The organism is Gemmatimonadota bacterium (assembly GCA_016714015.1).
Lineage (GTDB): Bacteria > Gemmatimonadota > Gemmatimonadetes > Gemmatimonadales > Gemmatimonadaceae > Pseudogemmatithrix.
The window spans coordinates 169,728-192,155 of record JADJNZ010000001.1 but is presented as its reverse complement, the minus strand read 5'-3'; the positions used below and the strand labels follow the sequence as shown (position 1 = coordinate 192,155).

Annotated in this window: 16 protein-coding genes; 10 read left to right on the top strand and 6 right to left on the bottom strand. The window is 70.5% G+C overall.

Features of this window, described 5'->3' with window-relative positions:
* Positions 1 to 107: 107 nt before the first annotated feature.
* Together IPJ78_00820 and IPJ78_00815 are read right to left on the bottom strand one after the other, a co-directional pair.
* The gene (locus IPJ78_00820; protein ID MBK7905086.1) at positions 108 to 2,555 is read right to left on the bottom strand and encodes a TonB-dependent receptor; all 2,448 of its coding nucleotides are present in this window, start codon (positions 2,553 to 2,555) and stop codon (positions 108 to 110) included.
* Positions 2,537 to 3,460 (bottom strand): branched-chain amino acid transaminase, encoded by a 924-nt coding sequence (locus tag IPJ78_00815; protein ID MBK7905085.1) that lies wholly within the window; start codon positions 3,458 to 3,460, stop codon positions 2,537 to 2,539. Before IPJ78_00815 ends, IPJ78_00820 begins: the two co-directional genes overlap by 19 nt.
* A 172-nt stretch (positions 3,461 to 3,632) precedes the next feature.
* Between IPJ78_00815 and IPJ78_00810 the strand changes: the two genes are divergently transcribed.
* The 7 genes from IPJ78_00810 to IPJ78_00780 all read left to right on the top strand — a co-directional run bounded on the left by IPJ78_00810 (position 3,633) and on the right by IPJ78_00780 (position 11,952).
* Positions 3,633 to 3,902 (top strand): DUF4342 domain-containing protein, encoded by a 270-nt coding sequence (locus IPJ78_00810; protein MBK7905084.1) that lies wholly within the window; start codon positions 3,633 to 3,635, stop codon positions 3,900 to 3,902.
* Between the two features lie 69 nt (positions 3,903 to 3,971).
* On the top strand, positions 3,972 to 4,385 hold the full coding sequence (locus IPJ78_00805) for a DUF3052 family protein (GenBank protein MBK7905083.1): 414 nt from the start codon (positions 3,972 to 3,974) through the stop codon (positions 4,383 to 4,385).
* Positions 4,385 to 4,897, top strand: a complete 513-nt coding sequence (locus IPJ78_00800) for a hypothetical protein (GenBank protein MBK7905082.1) — start codon at positions 4,385 to 4,387, stop codon at positions 4,895 to 4,897. The genes IPJ78_00805 and IPJ78_00800 overlap by 1 nt, the downstream gene beginning before the upstream one ends.
* Positions 4,898 to 5,021: 124 nt before the next feature.
* Complete coding sequence (locus IPJ78_00795; protein MBK7905081.1) at positions 5,022 to 7,529, top strand: ABC transporter permease; 2,508 nt, start codon at positions 5,022 to 5,024, stop codon at positions 7,527 to 7,529.
* A complete protein-coding gene (locus IPJ78_00790; GenBank protein ID MBK7905080.1) occupies positions 7,522 to 9,954 on the top strand; it encodes an ABC transporter permease in 2,433 nt (810 codons plus the stop codon). Before IPJ78_00795 ends, IPJ78_00790 begins: the two co-directional genes overlap by 8 nt.
* Positions 9,955 to 9,959: 5 nt before the next feature.
* Positions 9,960 to 11,204, top strand: a complete 1,245-nt coding sequence (locus IPJ78_00785) for an HlyD family efflux transporter periplasmic adaptor subunit (GenBank protein MBK7905079.1) — start codon at positions 9,960 to 9,962, stop codon at positions 11,202 to 11,204.
* Positions 11,205 to 11,247: 43 nt separating this feature from the next.
* Positions 11,248 to 11,952 (top strand): ABC transporter ATP-binding protein, encoded by a 705-nt coding sequence (locus tag IPJ78_00780; GenBank protein ID MBK7905078.1) that lies wholly within the window; start codon positions 11,248 to 11,250, stop codon positions 11,950 to 11,952.
* Between the two features lie 17 nt (positions 11,953 to 11,969).
* Here IPJ78_00780 and IPJ78_00775 read toward each other — a convergent pair whose 3' ends face one another.
* The gene (locus IPJ78_00775; GenBank protein MBK7905077.1) at positions 11,970 to 12,572 is read right to left on the bottom strand and encodes a hypothetical protein; all 603 of its coding nucleotides are present in this window, start codon (positions 12,570 to 12,572) and stop codon (positions 11,970 to 11,972) included.
* Positions 12,573 to 12,808: 236 nt separating this feature from the next.
* Between IPJ78_00775 and IPJ78_00770 the strand changes: the two genes are divergently transcribed.
* Entirely contained in the window at positions 12,809 to 13,750 is a 942-nt protein-coding gene (locus IPJ78_00770; GenBank protein ID MBK7905076.1) for a hypothetical protein, read from the top strand.
* Here IPJ78_00770 and IPJ78_00765 read toward each other — a convergent pair whose 3' ends face one another.
* On the bottom strand, positions 13,751 to 16,102 hold the full coding sequence (locus tag IPJ78_00765) for a protein kinase (protein ID MBK7905075.1): 2,352 nt from the start codon (positions 16,100 to 16,102) through the stop codon (positions 13,751 to 13,753).
* A 129-nt stretch (positions 16,103 to 16,231) separates the two neighbouring features.
* On the opposite strand from IPJ78_00765, the gene IPJ78_00760 reads away from it, so the two are divergent.
* Both IPJ78_00760 and IPJ78_00755 read left to right on the top strand, forming a co-directional pair.
* Positions 16,232 to 19,039 (top strand): UPF0182 family protein, encoded by a 2,808-nt coding sequence (locus IPJ78_00760; GenBank protein ID MBK7905074.1) that lies wholly within the window; start codon positions 16,232 to 16,234, stop codon positions 19,037 to 19,039.
* 107 nt (positions 19,040 to 19,146) lie between these two features.
* Complete coding sequence (locus IPJ78_00755; protein ID MBK7905073.1) at positions 19,147 to 19,590, top strand: biopolymer transporter ExbD; 444 nt, start codon at positions 19,147 to 19,149, stop codon at positions 19,588 to 19,590.
* On the opposite strand, the gene IPJ78_00750 is transcribed toward IPJ78_00755, so the two are convergent.
* Positions 19,568 to 20,980, bottom strand: coding sequence for a M20/M25/M40 family metallo-hydrolase (locus tag IPJ78_00750; protein ID MBK7905072.1), 1,413 nt, complete (start codon positions 20,978 to 20,980; stop codon positions 19,568 to 19,570). The two genes, IPJ78_00755 and IPJ78_00750, sit on opposite strands and share 23 nt — an antisense overlap.
* A gap of 11 nt (positions 20,981 to 20,991) precedes the next feature.
* Positions 20,992 to 22,425, bottom strand: coding sequence for a M20/M25/M40 family metallo-hydrolase (locus IPJ78_00745; protein ID MBK7905071.1), 1,434 nt, complete (start codon positions 22,423 to 22,425; stop codon positions 20,992 to 20,994).
* Positions 22,426 to 22,428: the final 3 nt, after the last annotated feature.

The window sequence follows — 22,428 nt, the reverse complement described above, 5'->3', positions numbered from 1 at the left end:
GAATGACACACTTGGACCGAGCGAGTGACCTGCAGGGAGGACAGAACCGCGGGTTTCCTCGGCCCTACGCCTCCCTACGAGGCAGGGACCGTGCCAGATCCGCGACGCTACCGGCCGAGCGACATCCCCAAGGTGACGCCGCGGCCATCACTCGGCCAGACGCCGGGGCCCGGGTAGAACGCCGGGCGCTTGGTGAAGTACCGCACATCGAAGACGTTCGTCACCCCCGCGCGCACGACGGCGTGCGCGCCGACACGACGCGAGAGCGTGAGATCCACGAGCGTGTATGCCGGCACGATGCCGCGAGCACCCGTCACGTTCGGTTCGCGCGTGTTGAGCGGGTCGCCGAAGCTCTCGCCGGTGTGGCTCACCTGGAGCGTCATCGTGCCAGCGGCGCCGGTGCGGACGACGCCGGTCCGGACGATGATCGCGGGCACCCCTTCCACGCGATTCCCGTCGAGGGCGACGTTCGCGCCACCGGTCACGGCGACGCCCTTGCGATAGACGGCGTCGAAGAGCGCCGCGGAGGCGAATCCCCGCCAGGTCGCGTGCGCCGAGGTCGCGAGCAAGGCGTCGAGGGCGATCTCGGCCCCCGCCGTTCGCGTGGACCCCAGGTTCGTCTTGAACACGTACGGCCCCGCGCCGTCATCGCGCAGCAGCGCGCCGAATCGCCCATCGTACCGCATCCAGAAGAGGCCGACGTCGTAGGTGAGCCGCGCCCCGCGCGTGCCGCGGACGCCACTCTCCGCCGTCCAGCCGCGCGCGTCGCGCATCGCCGGGTCGCTCCGCTCGAGCGCGTTCTCCGGCAGCAGGTCCTTGAGCAGCATCGGCCGGTACGACTCGCTCCAGCCCCCGTACCACTCCGCGCGCGCACCGCGATAGCTCGTGCGAAGCCCGAGGAGGGGGAAATCGTGCCGCACCGTGCGCGGCACGTCCGCCGGGTCGTAGTACGCGAGCCGTCCGGTCATGCGCGTCTCGCCGCGCTCGATGCGGACGCCGGGGATGAGCGTCCAGCGGTCGGTCACGCGCACGATCTCCTCCGCGTACGCGGCGACCGCGCGCGACCGGTAGCGCAGGTCGCGACCGAACGCGCCGGTGATGCCGAGATCGTAGTCGTCGCCGGTGGTGCCGACCCCCTGCTGCCGGCGGCGCATGTGATTGTCGGACATCGTGACGCCGGCCGCGATCGTCGCGGCGCGCGCGCCGACCGTGTGCGCGTGCGTGAGTCGGACCTCGAGCGTGCGGCTGTCGAAGTCGTCGATGTCGACGGCCCGGTTCGCCGGGCGACCGGTGGCGGTCAGTGCGGTGTCCGCGACGGTGGCGAATCCGACGAACTGCACCGAGCTGCGGTCGCCGAGGACGCCACTCGCCTGGACGGACAGTCGCGTGCGCGCGCTCGGCCGCCACTCGGCCTGCAACGCCGGGATCGTGATGGTCGGGCTGAACCAGTTCCGCGACCGCGTCGACTGCCTGGGGTCCGCGGCGAACATCGCATCCGTGAGCGGCCCGGGGATCCGATACAGGTACCACGACCGTGCCACCTGGGCGCGGAGTCGCAGCGTCGACGTGAGGCGCCACGTCGCCGACGCGTACTGCGCCGAGTAGCGCGAGCGGGCGCCGTCCCGGTACCCGTCGCTCTCGCGCCAAGCCGCATAGGTGACATAGTCGACGCCGCCGACGCGGCCACTCGCCTCGCCGTACAGATTGGCGAGGCCGAACGAGCCGCCATTCATCACGACCCGTGGCGCCAGCGCTCGCGAGGTGTCCGCTGCGCGCGTGACGTAGTTCAGCAGTCCGCCGAACTGGGACCCGTACTGCAGCGAGGCGGTGCCGCGGACGAGCTCCACTCGTTCGATCGCTTCCATCGGCAGGCTGTAGTGGCTCGCCGGATACCCGTACAGGTCCGAGTTGATGGGCACCCCATCCTGCCGGAGGTTGAACTCCCAGGAGCGATGCGGATCGAGTCCGCGGGTCGAGACGTTCGTCTGGTTCCCTGCGCCGTCCATGTCGTAGACCTGGAGGCCGGGCACCCGCGCGAAGATCTGTCGGCCGACCTTCTCGGCGAGGTTCGCGTCCGATCCCTCGAGCGCGATCACCTCGGTGCGGGCGCCGGGCACCATGAGGGGCCCGAGGGTGTCGCCCGCGGGACGCATCGTCCCCGCTGGTGCCTGTTCGCGGACGAGTACGGCGCCGAGGCGCGTACGGACTGGCGTCAGGACGAGGCGCACCTCGGTCGGCCGGTCGAGGCGGACCTCGACGGTTCGCCGCGCCGTCTCGAACCCCGGTGCGCTCGCCGTGATCGTCGCCGGGCCGATCGCGAGCCGCTCGATCCGGAACCGGCCGGCGGCGTCAGTCGCGACCTCCCGCCGGCCGGTCGGCACCGACACGCGAGCGCCGGCGAGCGGGACGCCGGTCTCGGACACGACCTGACCGGAGACCGCGCCGGCCTGCGCGGCCATCGCCATCGGCGATGCGAGCACGACCGACAGGGCGACGAGGAGTCGGACTCCTCGTTGCCTCGCCGCGTGCAACGGGATCACACGTACGTCAGCCACCCGTGCGTGTCCGGGATCCGGCCGTACACGATGTCCAGATAGCGCTGCTGGATCCGCCGCGTCACCGGGCCGACCTTGCCGTCGCCGACGGGCAGGCGATCGACGCTCCGGATGGGCGTGACCTCGCTCGCCGTGCCGCACACGAAGCACTCCTCGCTCGTGTAGAGCGTCTCGCGCGTGAGCGGCTGGACGTGCACCGTCAGGCCTTCGTCCTTCGCGATGTTGATCACCGTGTCGCGGGTGATGCCGGGGAGCAGCGTCCCGTCGAGCGGCGGCGTGTAGAGTTCACCGCCGTCCACCACGAAGACGTTCTGCCCCGACCCCTCGCTGAGCATCCCGTCCGGACCGAGCGCGATGGCCTCGTCGAAGCCGTTGCGCAGCGCCTCCATCTTCACGAGCTGGCCGCTCAGATAGTTGCCGGCGATCTTGGCCGCGGCGGGGATCGTGTTGGGCGCGACGCGGTTCCAGGTGGAGACGCAGGCGTCGACCCCCTTCTCGAGCGCCTCGTCGCCGAGGTACGCGCCCCACGGCCAGCACGGAACGAACGTCTCGATCGGGCTGTCGAAGGGCACCATCCCCGCCGCGCCGTAGCCGCGCAGGACCATGGGGCGGATGTAGCACTGCGCGATGCCGTTCTTCCGGACGACCTCGCGATGCGCCTCGACCAGCTGGTCGATCGTCCAGGGCGGGTCCATGCGGTAGATCTTGCAGGAGTTCAGCATCCGCTTGAGATGCTCGCGGAGCCGGAAGATCGCCGGGCCCTTCGGCGTCGGGTAGCACCGGATGCCCTCGAAGACCGCCGAGCCGAACTGCACGGAGTGAGCGAGCACGTGTACGGTCGCGTCCTGCCACTTCACGAGGGAACCGTCGCGCCAGATCCACTCGGATTCGCCGATCTTGGCCATAAGGAGAACGAAGAAGGTAGAAGGAAGAAGGAGGAAAGTGGCCTGGACCGGGAATGCGGCCCCGCTCGATGCCGGAAGGTACGACATCCCGGGGTCCGGTGACACCAATGCCCCCCGCGATGCGTACGCCCCGATGGCACCCACCGCCGCCCCGCGCGGCAAGGTCGATCCCATGGAAGAGTTCAAGGTCAGTGGCGCCGCACTCATGGAGAAGCTCAAGGAGCTCATCCACGAGGGGAACGTCCGCCGCATCATCCTCAAGAATCCCGAGGGGCGGACGCTGTTCGACATGCCGCTCAACGCCGGGATCGCCGGCATGGCGCTGCTCCCGTTCTGGGCAGCGGTGGGAGCGGTGGCGGTGCTTGCCACCGACTACGCGATCCTCGTGGAGCGCGACCCCGAGCCTCCCGCCGCGGCCGCTCCGGCGCCGCCCACGGCCTGACTTCGTTCCGGAACGCGGCGCTGACCAGCCTTCCTGTGCGGTTTTCGGACTGGCACGGGTAGACTCGTCATGCCCAGCGACGCCGGATACTCGGGGACCCCCCTCGCGAAGAAGCTCGACATCAAGGAAGGCGCCCGTCTCTTCGTCTGGGACGGGCCAGCCGACTACCGCGATCTCGTGGCGCCCCTGCCGACGGGGGTGCGGTTCGCGAAGGGACTGGACTCCAACGCGGATCTGGTCCACGTCTTCGCGACGGCCCGGTCGCGCCTCGAGCGCGCCCTCAAGACCCTGCGGCAGACCCTCCGCCCGGAAGCCACGGTCTGGGTCTCCTGGCCCAAGAAGGCCTCGAAGGTGAAGACCGACGTCACCGAGGACGTGATCCGCGAGGTCGCGCTCCCCATGGGGTGGGTCGATGTGAAGGTGTGTGCGGTCGACGAGACCTGGTCGGGTCTCAAACTCATGGTCCGAAGGAGTGAACGCTGATGCGACTGCTCGGCCTGCTCGTTGCCCTGACGCTCCTGCCGACAACGGCCCTCGCCCAGGGCGCTCCGCCGGGGTGCAAGACCCCGATGCACCGCCAGTTCGACTTCTGGGTCGGCGAGTGGACGGTGACGGACAGCGCCGGCACCACGGTCATGGGGCGCAACTCGGTGACCCTCGAGGACGGCGGCTGCACCGTCCATGAGCACTGGGTCGCGGGCGGCTCGGTGCCGAACACCGGGCAGAGCCTCAACGCCTACGACCTCGGCACTGGCCAGTGGGGGCAGGACTGGGTCGGGAGCGGCGGTGACGTACTCCATCTGCGGGGCGGGCTCCGCGACGGCCGGATGGTGCTCGAGGGCGAAGCGAAGGACCCCGCGGGCAAATTGCTCCGGCAGCGCGTGAGCTGGATCCCGCAGGGCGACGGTCGGGTCCGTCAGCTATGGGAGACGAGCGGGGACGGCGGTCGCACCTGGGCGGTCTCGTTCGACGGGTGGTACCGCCGGACCCCGTGACGGGTCGGCCCGGGGCTGAAACTCGCCCCCGGCCCCGCAGGTAGTCGGGGAAGGTCAAACGGTCTGGCCGCGGGGACTGTCCAATCCCGCGTCATCGAGGCCACCGCCCCCCAAGCCCCGTCCCATGCTGCAGAACGTGAAGCTCGCGGCGCGCATGCTCCTCCGCACGCCGTTCGTCACGGCCGTCGCCGTGCTCTCCCTCGCGCTCGGGATCGGCGCCAACTCGGCGATCTTCTCGCTGTTCGACCAGATCCTCCTGCGGCCGCTGCCCGTGCCGGCGCCCACGGAACTGGTGAACCTGAGCGCGCCGGGCCCCAAGCCGGGCTCCCAGTCCTGCTCGCAGGCCGGCGACTGCGATGTCGTCCTCTCGTATCCGATGTTCCGCGACCTCGAGAAGGCGCAGACGGTCCTCACGGGGCTCGCCGCGCACCGCAACATGGGCGCGAGCGTCGCGATCGACAACGAACCGATGACGGCCGAAGGGATGATGGTGTCGGGCTCGTACTTCCCGACGCTGCAGCTGCAGGCCGCGGTGGGGCGGCTCCTCACGCCGAGCGATGACGCGGTCCCGGGCGCGAACTACGTGACGGTGCTCGCGCACGACTTCTGGCGTGAACGCTTCGGCGCCGATCCCGGTGTCATCGGCCGGACGCTCCTGATCAACGGCTCCACCTACAGCATCGTCGGCGTGGCGCCGGAGGGCTTCACGGGGACCACGCTGGGCTCGCGCCCGCGGTTCTTCGTGCCGATCTCGATGCGGGCGCAGCTCGAGCGCTGGTTCCGCACCGAGCAGTTCGAACGGCGCCGAAACTACTGGGTCTACGTCTTCGGGCGCCTCAAGCCGGGCGTCTCGCTCGACCAGGCGACCGCGGCGCTCAACGGGATCTATCGTCCGATCATCAATGATGTCGAGGCGCCGCTGCAGGACGGGATGAGCGACCAGACGATACAGCGGTTCCGCACCAAGACCCTCGGGGTGGAGCCGGGGAAGCAGGGCCAGAGCTCGATCTTCAGCGAAGCGCGGACGCCGCTCTACCTCCTCTTCGGCGTCACCGGGGTGGTGCTCCTCATCGCCTGCGCGAACATCGCGAACCTGCTGCTCGCGCGCGGCGCGGGGCGCGCCGCCGAGATGGGGGTGCGGCTCGCGCTCGGCGCGACGCGGCGGCAGCTGCTGTCACTGCTGCTCACCGAGTCGGTGCTGCTGTCGCTGCTCGGCGGCGCGGTGAGCCTCGTGGTGGCGCAGTGGACGCTGACGTTCATCGGGTCGCTGATGCCGTCGGATGCGATCGAGACGCTGCGGTTCGAGCTGCAGCCATCGGTCGTGCTCTTCGCCGCAGGGCTCTCGATCGCGACGGGCGTGTTGTTCGGCATGTTCCCGGCGCTGCACAGCACGCGGAGCGACCTCATCTCGGTCATCCGGTCGGGCGCGGGGCAGCTCACGGGCGGAAAGGCGGCGGCGCGCTTCCGGGCCTCGCTCGTGACGGTGCAGATCACGCTCTCCATGGCGCTGCTGGTGTCGGCCGGGCTCTTCCTCAAGAGCCTCGCGAACGTCAGTCGCGTGGATCTGGGCGTCCGGATCGAGCAGTTCGCGACGTTCGGCCTCTCGCCGGAACGGTCGGGGTACGATTCGACGCGCTCGACCCTCTACTTCCAGCGGGTCGAGGAGGAACTGCGGTCGATGCCCGGCGTGACCGGGGTGACCTCCGCGCTCGTGCCGCTCCTGGCGGGGGACAACTGGGGCACCGACGTGCTCGTGCAGGGCTATGAGCGCGGCCCCGACGTCGACAACAACTCGCGCCTCAACTCGGTCGGCCCCGGCTACTTCACGACGCTCGGGGTCGCGATGCTCGCCGGTCGCGACATCGCCGCATCGGACATCCGCGGCGGCATGAAGGTCGCCGTGGTGAACCAGGCCTTCGCCCGGAAGTTCAAGCTCGGCAACGACGTCGTCGGCAAGTTCATGACCGACGAGACGAGCCGCGACACGCTCGACACCCAGATCGTCGGCCTCGTGCCGGACATCAAGTATTCCGACGTGAAGGACTCGGTGCCGCCGGTCTTCTACACGAGCTGGCCGCAGACCCTGGCCAGTGGCTACATGAACTTCTACGTGAAGTCCACGCTGCCGCCGGAACAGATGCTCGCGAGCATCCGCGAGGTGGTGAAGCGCGTCGACGCGACCATCCCGGTGGAGGACCTCAAGACGCTGCCGCAGCAGGTGCGCGAGAACGTCTTCCTCGACCGGATGATCTCGATCCTCTCGGCCTGCTTCGCGGTGCTCGCGACCCTGCTCGCCGGCGTCGGGCTCTACGGCGTGCTCGCGTACTCGGTCGCGCAGCGGACGCGGGAGATCGGCGTGCGGATGGCGCTCGGGGCGGACGGCGCGAAGGTGCGGGCGATGGTCATGCGGCAGGTGGGCCTCATGACGATCGTCGGCGGCTTCCTCGGGGTCGCCGCTGCGCTCGGGCTCGGCAAGGCCGCGCGCTCGCTGCTCTACGGACTGGAAGGGCACGATGCGCTCGTCTTCTCGTCGAGCGTCGTACTCCTCGCGCTCGTCGCGCTCGCCGCCGGCTTCGTCCCGGCGCGCCGCGCTGCGCAGGTCCACCCGATGCAGGCCCTCCGCTATGATTGACGACCTCCGCTTCGCCGGCCGCATGCTCGCGAAGAGCCCGCTCTTCACGACGATCGTCGTCGTCACGCTCGCGCTTGGCATCGGTCTCAACACCGCGGTGTTCGCCGCGGTGGAGGCGCTCCTGCTGCGGCCCGTGGCCGTCGTGCAAGGGACCGACCGGCTCGTCCAGCTCTATCGCACCTGGCCGGGGCCGGAGCTCTACGGCTCGAGCTCCATCCCGCACTTCTGGGACGTCCGGCGCCGCACCACCGACGTCTTCGACGGCGCGATGGCCTGGAACTGGTCCGAGGTGAGCATCACCGCCTCGGGGCGCCCGACGATGGTGTTCGCGCAAATGGTCTCGGCCGACTTCTTCTCCGTGCTCGGCGTGCCGGCCGCGCGGGGGCGCACCTTCCTTCCCGAGGAGGACGAGGGGCGCGGCGCGCATCCGGTCATCGTCCTCTCCGACGCGGGCTGGCGGACGCTCTTCGGTGCCGATCCGGACATCGTCGGAAAGGAGGTGCCGCTCAACGGGCGCAACGTCACGATCATCGGCGTCGCGCCGCCGCGCTTCCTCGGCGTGATGCCGATGGTGCAGCCGATGCTCTGGATCCCGCTCATGCAGCTCGGCCAGGTCCGGCCCGGCGGCGAGGCGGGGTTCGAGACGCGCGGCAACAACTACATGAACATCGTCGCACGACTGAAGCCGGGCGTCTCCTTCGAGCAGGCGCGCGCGCGGCTCGACGCGCTCGAGACGGAGCTGCGCGCGGAGTTCCCGGACGAGTACGAGCAGAGCGGGATCCACATGGTGGCACAGGACGAGGCGGGGGTCCATCCGTCCTTCCGGGGGGCGCAGGTCGGACTCTCCGCGGTGGTGATGGCCGTCGTCGTGATCCTCCTGCTGATCGCCTGCGTGAACGTCGCGAACCTCTTCCTCGCGCGGGCGCGCGACCGGGCGCGGGAGATGGCGATCCGCCTCGCCCTCGGCGCCCGTCGCGCCGCGCTCGTCCGGCAGCTGCTCGTCGAGAGCCTGGTCTTCTCGCTGGTCTCGGGCGCGGCCGGGCTGCTCGTCGCGACCTGGGCGATCGCGCTGGTGAACGGCATCCGATTCCCGATCGCGATCGACTTCGCGCCGGACCTGCAGTTGAGCGGTCGCGTCCTCGGCTTCGCGTTGGGCGCGACCGTGCTCACGGGCGTCCTCTTCGGGCTCGCCCCGGCGCTGCAGGCGACGCGACCGGCGCTGATCCCTGCGCTGAAGGGCGAAGCACCGGCCGGCGACGGCCGCTCGCGCGTGCGACGCGGACTCGTCGTCGCACAGATGGCGCTCTCCATCGTGCTCCTGGTCTCGGCCGGGCTCTTCCTCGGCAACCTCCGCGCGGCGACGGCGCTCGACAAGGGATTCGACGAGACGAACCTGCTCATCGCCGACCTCGACCCGTCGATGCAAGGGTACGCGCGCGGCAACACCGAGACCTTCTATCGCGAGCTCGTCGCGCGGCTGCAGGCGGAGCCGACGGTCCGCGGCGCGAGCCTCACCGAGGCCGTGCCGCTCGGACTGAACAGCAGCGACCGCGGCGTCGAGATCCCCGGGTACGTGCCCGCGAAGGACGAGGGGATGTCGGTGAACTACTCACGCGCCGCGCCCGGCTACTTCGCGACGATGGGCATCCCGCTCCTGCGCGGCCGCGACTTCACCGTGCAGGACGACAGCGGCGCGGTGCGGGCGATCATCATCAACCAGCGCTTCGTCGATCGGTTCTGGCCCGGGCAGGAGGCGGTCGGGAAGGTCGTGCGGACCGCCGGTGGCGACTGGACCGTCGTGGGCGTGGTGCCGACCGGCAAGTACCAGCGGCTCGGCGAGGACCCGAAGGCCTTCATGTGGTTCCCCCAGGCCCAGCTCTGGGGGGCGTCGATGGCTGTCGTGATCCGGACGGCAGGCGACCCGGCGGCCGCGATCCCCACGCTGCGCCGGGTCGTCGCCGACCTCGACGCGAATCTTCCCGTCAGCAATCTCCGTACGGCCGATCAGCACCTCAGTATCGCGTTGCTCCCGGCGCGCATCACCGGGATGGCGCTCGGCGTCTTCGGCCTGCTCGGCCTGCTCCTCGCGGCGGTCGGGATGTACGGGGTGATGGCGTACTCGGTCTCGCAGCGCACTCGCGAGATCGGGATCCGGATGGCGATCGGCGCCGCGGCGTCGGACGTGATCCGGCTGATGATGCGGCAGGGGATGCTGCTGGTGGTGGTGGGCGCGGTCCTCGGGCTCGCCGGGGCCGTGGGTGCCAGCCGCCTGCTCGCGGGCGTACTATATGGCGGCAACGCACTCGATCCGATGACGTTCACGCTGGTCCCGCTCGTGCTGCTCGCGGTGGCCGCGGTCGCGACCTATGCGCCCGCGCGGCGGGCGGCGGCGGTGGATCCGGCGATCACTCTCAGGGCTGACTGACCACGATGGATATCGTTCGCGCTCCGCAGAAGAAGACCGGCCGCAACATCGCCATCGGCGCCGGCGTGGCCGTCGTGATCCTCGCGACGATCGCGCTCTCGCAGCTCGATCCGGCGGCACCCACCGTCCAACGCGTCGCCATCCTCATCGACTCGGTGCGGCAGGGCGATGTCGTCCGCGAGGTGCGCGGCCCCGGCACGCTCGTGCCCGAGCAGATCCGCTTCATCACCGCCCAGGCCTCGGCGCGCGTCGATCGCAAGTCGGTCGAGTCGGGAGACCGCGTCGGCGCGGGGCAGGTCCTGCTCGAGATGAGCAACCCCGACCTGCAGATCCAGACGATGCAGGCCGAGCAGCAGGTGCGGCAGGCGCAGATCGAGCTCCTCAACCTCAAGACGAACCTCCGCAGCCAGATCCTCACGCAGGAGGGCGTGGTCGCGACCGCGCGCACGACCTTCGTCGCCGCGTCGCAGGAGGCGCAGGCGGCCGACTCGTTGCAGCGCCGCAACCTCATCTCGGCCTTCGAGGTGGCGAACCGTCGGGCGCAGGCCGAGGAGGCCACGACGCGTCTCCGCGTGGAGCGCGAGCGCCTGGACCTGCAGCGGGCCTCGATCGATTCGCAGATCGCGACGCAGACGGGCCAGGTCGCGCAGCTGGAGGCGATCGCCGAGCGGCAGCGAAACCGTCTGGGCTCGCTGAGTGTCCGAGCCCCTGAGGGCGGCGTGCTGCAGGACCTCACGCTCCAGCTCGGCCAGTGGGTGCCCGAAGGGACGACGCTCGCGAAGGTGGTGCAGCCGGGCAAGCTCAAGGCCGTGCTGCGGATCCCCGAGTCGCAGGCGAAGGACGTCGTGCTCGGCCAGTCGGCGACGGTGGACACGCGCAACGGGATCGTGAAGGGGCGCGTGATCCGGAAGGACCCGTCCGCGATCCAGGGGACGGTGACGATCGACGTCTCGCTCGAGGGGCCGCTCCCCGCCGGCGCGGTGCCGGACCTCTCGGTGGATGGCACCATCCAGATCGAACGCCTGAACAACGTGCTGCACACCGGGCGACCGGCGTTCGGCGCGGCGAGCGGGCGCGTGGGACTGTTCGTGCTCGTGGACGGTGGCTCGGCGGCGGTGCGGATGCCCGTCGAGCTCGGCCGCACGAGCGTGAACACCGTGGAGATCCTCGGTGGCCTCAAGGTGGGCGACCAGGTGATCCTCAGCGACATGACGCAGTACGCCGCGGTGGACCGCGTGCGCATCAAGTAGCCGCTTACACGACCTCCACCGCCCAACCCCCGGAGCCGCAATGATGAACCCGACCGCCCCCGCGCTGATCTCGATGACCGGCATCAAGAAGGTCTTCCTCACCGACGAGGTCGAGACCCATGCGCTGCAGGACATCCACTTCGAGATCAAGAAGGGCGAGTACGTCGCCATCAGCGGCCCGTCGGGCTGCGGCAAGACGACGCTCCTCTCGATCCTCGGCCTCCTCGACACGCCGAGCGACGGCAACTACCTGCTCGACGGGCACCAGGTCGCGAAGCTCGCCCCGGTGGAGCGCGCCCGCGTCCGCAACCGGCAGATCGGCTTCATCTTCCAGGCGTTCAACCTCATCGGCGACCTCACGGTCTTCGAGAACGTCGAGCTCCCGCTCACTTACCGCGACATGCCGGCGAGCGAGCGCAAGGACCGCGTGGCCGCGGCGCTCGAGCGCGTGGGGATGAGCCACCGCACCAAGCACTACCCGACGCAGCTCTCGGGCGGCCAGCAGCAGCGTGTGGCTGTCGCGCGCGCCGTCGCCGGCGACCCGGCGATCCTGCTCGCCGACGAGCCGACCGGCAACCTCGACTCGAAGAACGGCGAGGCGGTGATGGACCTGCTCCGCGAGCTCAACAAGAACGGGTCGACGATCTGCATGGTCACGCACGATTCGCGGTACGCGCAGCATGCGGATCGCGAGGTGCACCTGTTCGACGGCAAGGTGGTCGAGGCGGGGGCGATGGCGTTGGCCTGAATGCGGTGATCGCGAGGTCAACGGATCGAGGGCGAGGCGCCTCCGGACAGAACGACGGCCGGGGGCGCCGTCTGTTGCCCCCATCCCCGGCGGGATCCGCGCCTGGAGGCGAAGGCCGCGCGATTCCGCGGGTCGATGCGCTGCCACACGTCGCCCGGCGCGATCGCGCCGATCGTCGCACCCATCGTGGCGCTGATGACCCCCAGTTCCGTCGCGGACGTCGTCATGCGTTCACCCTTCGTGGGTGACTCCAGGCACTCCGTGCAATCCTTCTGCACCGCGCCGACGGCCGCGCCCAGAGCGACCCCCACGACGGCCCAGCGCAGACCACGCACCGCTCCCATGCCCCGGGATCGAGGCCGGACGAATCGTCCGAGCCGTCGGACATCGCGCTCATGCTTCCAGTGCGTGAGGGTCGTGCCGACATGCCGGAACTGCAGCGAGTCCCCCGATCGCCCCTCGAAGATGTACTCGGTATACGGGCGGTAGTCCCTCGCCGAGACGCGCACCCGCTCGCCGACCTCTAGAGTCGGACCTGCGGACTGCGCGCGAGCCTCCGTCGACGCCGGCAGGGCGAGGAAGAGGGCGAACCAGACGGAACGGCAGGCGATTCGGGACACGGAGTTCCTGGGAGGCGGTGGGCTCCGAGGCCGGCGCGTTCGTCGCCGGTCGTTCGAGACCGTGGCGAATCGCGCGACTCGTGCGCGAGCGCTCGGCACGATCACTCGGCCCCAAGTCTGATTCCGACGGCGAGAATGGTCAAGCGAGCTGCAGTGGATGACCGGGGATTCCCGCATTGCGCCGGTGGGCCGGCGAGTGCACCGTAAGCCTGCCACCTTGACCTTGAGTCAGTCACATGGAACGGGAGAAGCGCCCCGCATTCGCCGCGCTGGTGCTGTTCGCCACCGCCTGGTTCCTCCCGGTCGAGGCCGCCTCGGCGACTCTGGCCGATGGTGTCCTTCCCGGCTGGCAGGCTTTCCTCGTCGCGATCGGCCCGGCGACCTGGCACAAGTTCGCGGAAATCGACCTCCTCACCATCCGCGAAGTGCTCATGGCGATGAGCGCGCTCTCGAATCTGCTCATGGCCTACACCCTCGCGCTGGTGCTCGCCTGGCCGCGGATCCACTTCCCGGTGCCGTACCGCCTCTCGGCGCAGCTCTGGGCGGCCTTCGTCCTCAACGTACAGTGGATCTGGCCGCGGGGCGGGGAGTTTCTCGACCTGCGCGCCGGGTACTGGCTCTGGTGCGGGTCGTTCGCGCTGGCGGCGGTGGCGGTGCGGCGGCTGGAGCGGCGTCGCGGCCGCGATGATGTGCTCGTCGCGCACGACCGGCGACAGGTCCGCCGCGCCGCGATGCTGGCGGGGCTGTTCCTCCTTGTCGCGCCGCCCGCACGCGCGCAGACCACGTCGGCCGACTCGGCGGCCGTCGTCGGGGTGGTCGAGCGGTACATCGCCGCGATGAGCGCGCGCGACACCGCCTACCTTCGCGCCGCCTCCCTGCCGACCATGGCGACGGTGGGCGTCACCGTGGCGACGGGCGCGGTCGCCGTGCGGACGCTCGGTGAGTTCCTCGTCGGGATGGCCAGCGATCCGCGCGTGTTCAGCGGCGTGCTGCGGTCGCCGGCGGTCACGGTCGACGGCCCGATCGCGCATCTCGTGGCGCCGTACGTCACGCGCTTCGACGGCATCGTGAGCCACTGCGGGATCGACCACTACGTGCTGGTCCGGTCGGGCGGGCGCTGGCTCGCCAGTCAGATGGTGTTCACGCGCCGCACCGACTCGTGCGGCGCCACGCCCTGATCAGATCCCGACCTTCTTCGCGATCGCCTCGAACGCGGGGTCCCCGCGGAGCGGGTCGAGATGCGGGTCGTGCCGCATGAGCACCATCGAGTGGGAGCGCGACTGGTACGCGCGCTCGAGCCAGCGGAGCGCCTCGGCACGGTCGCCGAGCGCGAGGTGGATCAGCGCCACGTCGTAGGCGGGCACCACCTTCGACGCCGTGACCTGCGCCAGCAGTCGCCGCGCCTCGGCCGCCTCGCCGCGAACCGCGCGCATCCGGGCGAGCGCGGCGACGAAGCCGATCCCGCCCGAGGAGAGGTCCACCGAGCGCTCCAACGCGGCGATCGCCTCATCCTTCAGTCCGGCGCCCTCGAGGACCCACGAGCCCCACAGGAAAGTGAGCGCGTAGCTCGAGTCGATCGCGACCGCGTTGCGATAGGTCGCCACGCCACGCGGATGGTTCCCGCTGTAGTGGTCCACGTAGATGAGCGCCGCGCGGCGGACCGCCGCCGCGGGGTCGATGGCGAGCGCGGTGCGGAACTCCTGCTCCGCCTGCTCGAACCGCCCCTGCGCGACGAGCAGGTTGGCGTACCACTGGTGCGCGATCGCCGAGTTGGGCTCCACCGCGAGCGCCTGCTTGAACTCCCGCTCCGACTTCGCGAGATCCCAGGCGTAGTAGAGCGAGACGTACGCCCGCGTCGCATGCGCCGATCCGATGCGGGCGTCGAGGCGGAGCGCCTCCTCGGCGGCGCGCGCGGCGGCCGGGAAGGCCACGCCGGGCTCGACGTACTCGTAGTAGCCCTGCACCGCGCGCACCTCGGCGAGGCTCGCGTGCGCGCGAGCGAAATCGGGGGCGCGGGAGATCGCCTGCTGGAAGAACTCCACCGAGCGCGCGATGGTCTGCTCGGTCTGTCGCTGCCGCAATGATCGCCCCTGCAGGTAGAGATCGTACGCCTCGGGGTCGGTCGTGCCGCTGCTCACCGCCTGCAGCTGTCCGCCGCCGAGCTTGCCCTTGAGGGCCTCGACGATCGAGCCGGCGATCTCCTCCTGGATGCGGAGGGCGTCGTCGGCGGTGCGTTCGAAGGTCTCCGACCAGAGCGGCGCGCCGCCGTCCACCGGGACGAGCCGCGCCGTGACGCGCATCCGCTCGCCGGCGGCGCGGACGCTCCCTTCGACGACCGTGGCGACGCCCAGCCGCCGCCCGAGCTCGGCGATCTCGAGCCCCTGCGCGGCGAGCACCGTCGTCGAGGTGCGCGACGCGACCTTCATCCCCTCCACCATCGAGAGACTCGTGATGATCTCGTCGGCGAGGCCGAGGGCGAAGTACGCCTGCGCGGTGTCGGGGCTGAGGTTCTCGAAGGGGAGGATCGCGACCGACGAGATGCCACCGGCGGTGGCGGCGCCAGCGCGCGGCCGGAACGCGAACCAGTCGACGGCGGCGAGCACGAGTAGCGCGATGCCGGCGAGCACCGCACGGGACCGGCCGGATGCGACGGCGGGGAGTGATCGTGTCGGGGCTGTCGTCTCGCCGGTGATGGCCTTCTCGCTGATCTGCTCGAGGAACTCGTGCGCGGTGCGGAAGCGGTCCGCGGGGGTGCGCGCGAGGACCCGCGTGATCGCCGACTCCAGCCCCGTGCTCACCGAGATGCGGCGCGACCGGAGCGGCGGGACCGGCTCGGTGAGCTTGCGCGCCGTGATCGCCATCGCGTTCGGGCCGGTGTACGGCGGCTCGCTCGTCAGCATCTCGTACGCGACGCATCCGAGCGAGTACAGGTCGCTGCGCCCGTCGAGGTTGGCATCGCCGTGCGCCTGCTCGGGGCTCATGTAGAGCGGCGTCCCGATCGAGGTGCCGGTCATCGTGATCGACTGCTGCAGCTCGGGCGCGTCGAAGGCGCGCGCGATCCCGAAGTCCGCCACGAGCGCGTGCCCACCCTGCAGCAGGATGTTCTCCGGCTTGATGTCGCGGTGGACGACGCCATGGGTGTGCGCGTACCCCAGCGCGTCGGCCACCTCGCGGGTGATGCGGAGGGCATCGTCCACGGGGAGCTCTCCCTCGCGGGCGAGGCGGTCGCGGAGCGACTCGCCTTCGACGAACGGCATGACGTAGAAGAGCAGCCCATCCGCCTCGCCCGAGTCGAGGAGGGGCAGGATGTGCGGGTGGCTCAGCTTGGCCGTGATCCGCACTTCCCGGAGGAACCGTTCGGCCCCGAGGGCCTCGCCCAGCTCGGGGAGGAGCACCTTCACTGCCACCGTGCGGTCGTGGCGGAGGTCGCGCGCCCGGAACACGATCGCCATGCCGCCGCGTCCCTGTTCGCGTTCGATGTCGTAGCGGCCGGCGAGGGCGGCGCGGAGGCGGTCGGTGAGGCTCGACAAGTGGGAACGGGTGGGCGGCGTGGAGGGAAGCTACATCGGGAGTGGGCGGGGTGGAACGCGGCGGGCGGTGGCGGGCAGCAGGAGGCGGCATGGCGCCGCCCGCGGCAGGTGCCCAGACTTCATGCGTTGGTGCTCCTCCCCCCGACCGAGATCCCGATGGCCAAGAAGTCGCTCCCCAAGCGCTCGTCCCGCCCGTCGTTCGTGCTGTGGATGTTCGCGCTGCTGTTGCTCTTCCTCTTCGCCCGCGCCATCGCGACGCGGATCACCGACTGGTGGTGGTTCCGCGAGGTCGGGTTCGAGCGGGTCTTCCTGTTGCAGATCGGCGCGCAGTGGACGCTCGGCCTCCTCGCCGGCATCGGCGGGTTCGCCGTGCTGTACGGCAACGCGCGGATCGCGCTCCGGGGGATCGAGCAGGTGCGCGAGTCGGTGCGCGTGCTCGCCGAAGGGGGTATCGAGACGCGCGAGCGCCTCTTCGTCCGGCTCGCCGAGATGCTCGCGCTCCCCGTCTCGCTCGGCGGAGCTGCCCTCATCGCGCTGAGCGCGGCCGCACAGTGGCGGACGCTCATCCAGTTCTTCTACCGCACGCCGTTCGGCGAGACCGACCCGATCTTCGGTCGCGACATCGCGTACTACGTCTTCACGCTGCCCACGCTCGAACTCGCGCTCGGTATCGTGACGGTCGCGCTGTTCCTCTCGCTGGTGCTGCTCGTGGTGCCGATCTACCTCGCGCGGGGCGACATCGGGATGCAGGCGTTCCGGCTGCGCGTGGATCCGCGGGTGAGCCTCCACACCGCGTCGCTCGTCGCATCGCTGCTGCTGGTGCATGCCGCGCGCCTCGCCTTCGTCAGCGCGCCGTCGCTGCTCTTCGGGTCGCACGGTCCGTTGCAGGGAGCGACCCTCACCGACGTGAGCATCGTGCTGCCCTCGTTGTACGTGATGGCCGCGCTGCTGGCCGCCGGGTGCCTCGCGGTCCTCTGGGGCGCCCGCAGCGGCCGGGTGGTGCGCACCGCGAGCGGCGTCATCGTAGGGTATCTCGTCCTCTCGCTCGTCTTCACGGGGATCATCCCCTCGCTCTACCAGCGCCTCGTCGTGCAGCCCAACGAACTCGCGAAGGAGGCGCCGCAGATCGCGCATCACATCGCGGCGACGCGGAAGGCGTGGGGGCTCGAGGCGGTGGAGCGCCGCGAACTCGACGGCGCGCAGGAGCTCACCGCGCGCGACCTCGAGGCCAACCGGGCGACGATCGACAACGTGCGGCTCTGGGACCGCGCGCCGCTGCTCCGGACCTTCGGCCAGCTGCAGTCCATCCGCACCTACTACGAGTTCATCGCGGTCGACGACGATCGCTACCAGGTGAACGGCAGCCTCCGGCACGTGCTCCTCTCGGCGCGCGAGCTCGACGTCGCGTCGCTGCCCACGCGCACCTTCGTGAACGAGCATCTCACGTTCACGCACGGGATGGGGCTCACGATGGGCCCGACCAACGAGATCACCCCGGAAGGCCTGCCCGTGCTCTGGGTACAGGACCTCCCGCCCTCGACGAGCGTCGACCGCGACGTCACGCGCCCGCAGATCTACTTCGGCGAGGTCGCGAGCACCTTCGCGCTCGCGCCGTCCCGTCAGCGGGAGTTCGACCATCCGGCCGCCGAAGGGGACGAGGGGGTCTACTCGACGTACACCGGTGCGGCCGGCGTCCCCATCGGATCGCTGATGCGGAAGGCGCTCTTCGCCCTGCGATTCCAGTCGCTCAACATCCTCCTCTCGGGCGACCTCACCGACAGCACGCGCGTCCTCTTCTACCGCAACGTCCGCGAGCGCGCGCAGAAGGCGCTGCCGTTCCTGCGGTTCGACCCCGATCCGTTCCTCGTCGTGACCGACAGCGGGCGCCTCGTCTGGATGCTCGATGCCTACACCGCCACCGACCGCTATCCGTACTCGGCCCGCATGGGCGATGGCACCAACTACCTGCGCAACAGCGTGAAGGTGACCGTCGAGGCGTACGACGGCACCATCACCGCGTACCTGAGCGATCCGGCGGACCCGATGATCCGCACCCTCTCGCGCATCTATCCCGACCTGCTCCGGCCGATGGACGAGATGCCCGCCGACCTCCGCTCGCACGTGCGGTATCCGGAAGCGCTCTTCGACGCGCAGACCTACCTGTATGCGACGTTCCACATGACCGATCCGGAGACCTTCTATCACCGCGAGGACCAGTGGCAGATCCCCGGCGCCGATGACGAGGAAGGGAACGGATTCCAGCGGCACATCGTCATGCGGCTTCCCGGAGAGAAGGAGGCCGAGTACCTGATCATGCGGCCCTTCACGCCGCGGCAGAAGGACAACCTCGCGGCCTGGATGGTCGCGCGGAACGACGGCGAGCAGTACGGCAAGCTCATCGCCTACCGCTTCCCGCGGCAGAGCCTCGTCTTCGGGCCACGCCAGGTCACGAGCCGCATCAACCAGGACACCGAGGTGTCGCGGCAGGTCTCGCTCTGGGACCAGGGCGGGAGCCAGGTCATCCGCGGCGAGCTGCTCGTGATCCCCATCGAGGCGTCGCTCCTCTACGTGCAGCCCCTCTACCTGCAGTCGGAGGGCGGGAAGATCCCCGAGCTCAAGCGCGTGGTCGTCGCGCACGAGGGGCGCGTGGTGATGAACGAGACCTTCCTCGGCGCGCTGCAGGTGATGTTCGGCGGGTCGGGCGCTGCGCGGCCGGGAGCCACCTCGCGCACGGCGACCGGGGCGGCGGCCACCGCCGCCGCACGTCCGGGCGCGGCGGGCGACGCGCAACGGGCGGCACTCGCGACGGAGGCGTCGGAGCACTACGAGCGGGCGCGCGCGGCGCAGCGCGCCGACGACTGGGCCACCTACGGCCGCGAGATGCAGCTGCTCGGCGAGGTGCTCAAGCGGCTGCGCGAGATGGGGCCGCCGCGGTGATCCGCTAAGGGACACCTCACGCAGGCTTCATCGCGCCGTCATGCGGCGCCCATCGCAGGACAATCTCCGGGTGAGAGCGTCAGGACGACCTCTCACCCGGAGTGCATATGGGACCGATGGGCGGTGGCGGGCTCGCGAGCGAGCCGAACGTCGTGCCGATGATCGACATCCTGCTGGTGCTGCTGATCGCCGCGATCCTCTGGGCGCTGCCCAAGGAGCAATGGAAGGTCGAGCTGCCGCTTCCCGTCCCGGCGACCACGCCCGGCGCGCACTCGAGCGCCCCGAACATCGTGCTCCGGGTGGACCCGGGCCCGAGCTACTCGGTCAACGGACGCGCGATCGCCCCCGCGGCGCTCCTGCCCGAGCTCACGCGGATCTACGACGGCCGGCCCGAGAAGATCCTCTTCATCGATGGCGCGCGGACGGTCGCGTACCAGGACGTGTTCTGGATCTACGGCGCGGTACGCGATGCGGGGATCCGCGTGACGGCGATCGTGCCGGCTGACACGCGTCGGCCGAGCGCCGCCGTCACATCCCCGGCCCGGCCGTGACCTTCCGCACCAGCCGATACATGAACTCGAGCCCCTCGTAGAACTCCTTTACCTCGATCTTCTCGTTCATCCCGTGCGCGTTGGGATTGGCGTAGAAGAGCCCGGAGACGCCGTAGACGGGGATCCCCGCGTTGCGCAGGTACCGGCCGTCGGTCGCGCCGGTGCTCATCGTGGGGACCACCGGCATGTTGGGCCACATCTCGCGGGTCGTCTCCTCGATCGCCTTGAGCAGCTCCGGCGTGAGCGGTGACGGCGGGCTGTCGGCCGCCTCGCGCTCGACCGTGACCTTCACGCCGGTGTCGGCCACCGCGGCGACGATGCGGGCCTGCACCTCGGCCTGCGTCTCGTCGGGGAGGATCCGGCAGTTGACCGTCGCGGTCGCGCGCTGGGGGAGGGCGTTCATCGCATGGCCGCCCGAGAGCATCGTCGCGACGCAGGTGGTGCGGAGACGCGAGTTGTTCGCCGGGTCGCGCGAGATCGTCGCCGCCGCGGCCGAGTCACGCGCGTTGGCGACGATCCGCCGCATCGCCGCACCGGTCTCGCCGCCGACGATCGCCGACTGCCGCCGGAAGTACTCGCGCGTGATCTCGTTCAGGTGCACCGGATGATGGTACTTGCCCATCCGGTCCAGCGCGGCCGCCAGCTGGTAGATCGCGTTGTCCGGCCGCGGGACGGAGCTGTGTCCGCCCGAGTTGGTCGCGGTGAGCGTGAAGTTCGCGACCTTCTTCTCGCTCGCCTGGACGTCGTTGGAGACCTTCTTCCCCTCCTCCGTCCGGCCGCCGCCCCCTTCATTGAACGCGTACTCGGCCTGCAGCAGCTCGGGGCGGTTGCGGAGGATCCAGTCCACGCCGTTGTGCGGGCCGCCCTCCTCGTCGGCGGTGAGCGCGACGATGATGTCCCGGTCGGGAACGACCCCCTCGGCCTTCATCCGCAGGAGGATCGTCAGGTGCATCGCGCTCTCATCCTTGTCGTCGGCGACGCCGCGGCCGTAGAAGATGCCGTCGCGCTCGATGAACTCGAACGGCGGCAGCGTCCAGTCCTTCGGATCGGCCTCGACGACGTCGATGTGCGAGAGTAGCAGGATCGGCTTGCGGCCGGTGCTCCTGCCGCGATAGCGCACGATGAGGTTCCCCTTCCGCGGCGCGTTCTCGACGACGATCACGTCCTCGCTCGGGAAGCCGGCCGCGCGCATGTGCTTCGCCATCGCCTCGGCGGCGGTGACGGTGTTGCCCACGGAATGCGTGGTGTTGATCTCGACGAGCTCCTTGAGCATCGCGCGCGCCTGCGCCTCCCAGCGCGTGCGCGGGGCGAGGGCGGGCGGCGTCGCCTGCTGCGCGGCGAGCGGCGAAGCGGCGGCGACGAGGAGCGTGGCGGCGAGGCGGAGGCGCAGGAAGATGGGGCTCACATTCCGGGTCCGGTGGTGGTGATGCGGCGCACGAGACGATACATGAACTCGAGGCCGTCGTAGAAGGCCCGCGCCTCGACCTTCTCGTTCATCCCGTGCGCGTTGGGCGCCGCGTAGAAGAGGCCCGAGACGCCGTAGACGGGGATGCCGGCCCGGCGCAGGTAGAGCGCGTCGGTCGCGCCGGTGCTCATCGTCGGAACGACGGGCATCCCCGGCCACACCTCGCGCGTCGTCTCCTCGATGCTCCGGAGCAGGTCCGGGGTGAGCGGCGACGGCGGGCTCTCGCGAGACCCGGTGACGTTGGTGACCTTCACCGCGGTGTCGGCGATGACGCGCTCGAGCGTGCGCTGCACCTCCTCCGCCGGTTCGTCGGGGAGGATGCGGCAGTTCACGTTGGCGCGTGCGCGCTGGGGGAGCGCGTTGGGTGCGTGCCCGCCCTCGAGCATCGTCGCGACGCAGCTCGTGCGGAGGCGCGAGCTGTGTGCCGGGTCGCGCGAGAGCAGCGCCGCGGCGGCCGAGTCGCGTTCGTTGGCGATGATGCGCCGCATCGCGCCGCCCATCTCGCCGCCGACGATCGCCGCCTGCCGGCGGAAGTACTCGCGCGTGACCTCGTTCAGGTGGACGGGGAAGCGGTGGGACTCGATGCGTTCGAGGGCGTGCGCGAGCGCGTAGATCGCGTTGTCGGCGCGCGGCTGCGAGCTGTGGCCGCCCGGGTTCGTCGTCTCGAGGCGGAAGTCGGTGTACTTCTTCTCGCTCGCCTGCACGTCGTTGGAGACCTTCTTCCCCTCCTCGATCCGGCCGCCACCCCCCTCATTGAAGCCGAACTCGGCGTCGATCAGCTCGCGGCGGTTGCGCAGGAGCCACTCCACGCCGTTGTGCTCGCCGTTCTCCTCGTCGGTCGTGAGCGCGACGATGATGTCGCGGTCCGGGACGATCCCCTCGGCCTTGAGGCGGAGCAGCACCGTGAGATGGATCGCGCCCTCGTCCTTGTCGTCGGCGACGCCGCGGCCGAAGAAGGTGCTGTCCTTCTCGATGAACGTGAACGGCGGCAGCGTCCAGTCCCGCGCGTCGGCCTCGACCACGTCGTGGTGCGAGAGGAGGAGGATGGGCTTCTTCCCCGTGTTCCGGCCCCGGAGCCGGACGACGAGGTTCCCCTTCCGCTCGGTGATCGGCGTGACGACGACGTCACTCGCCGGGAAGCCGGCCGCGCGCAGGTGCCGCGCCATCGCTTCGGAGGCCGCGAGCGTGCTGCCGACGCTCTCGGTGGTGTTGATCTCGACGAGCTCCTTGAGCAGGGCGCGGGCCTGGGCCTCCCAGCGTGCGCGCGGGCCGGCCGCCTGCGCGCCGAGTGGGGCGGTGACGATCACGAGGGCGAGGGCGGCGACGAGCGCGCGTCCGTCGCGGAGGAGCCGCGGGTGGGAGAAGGGCATGCG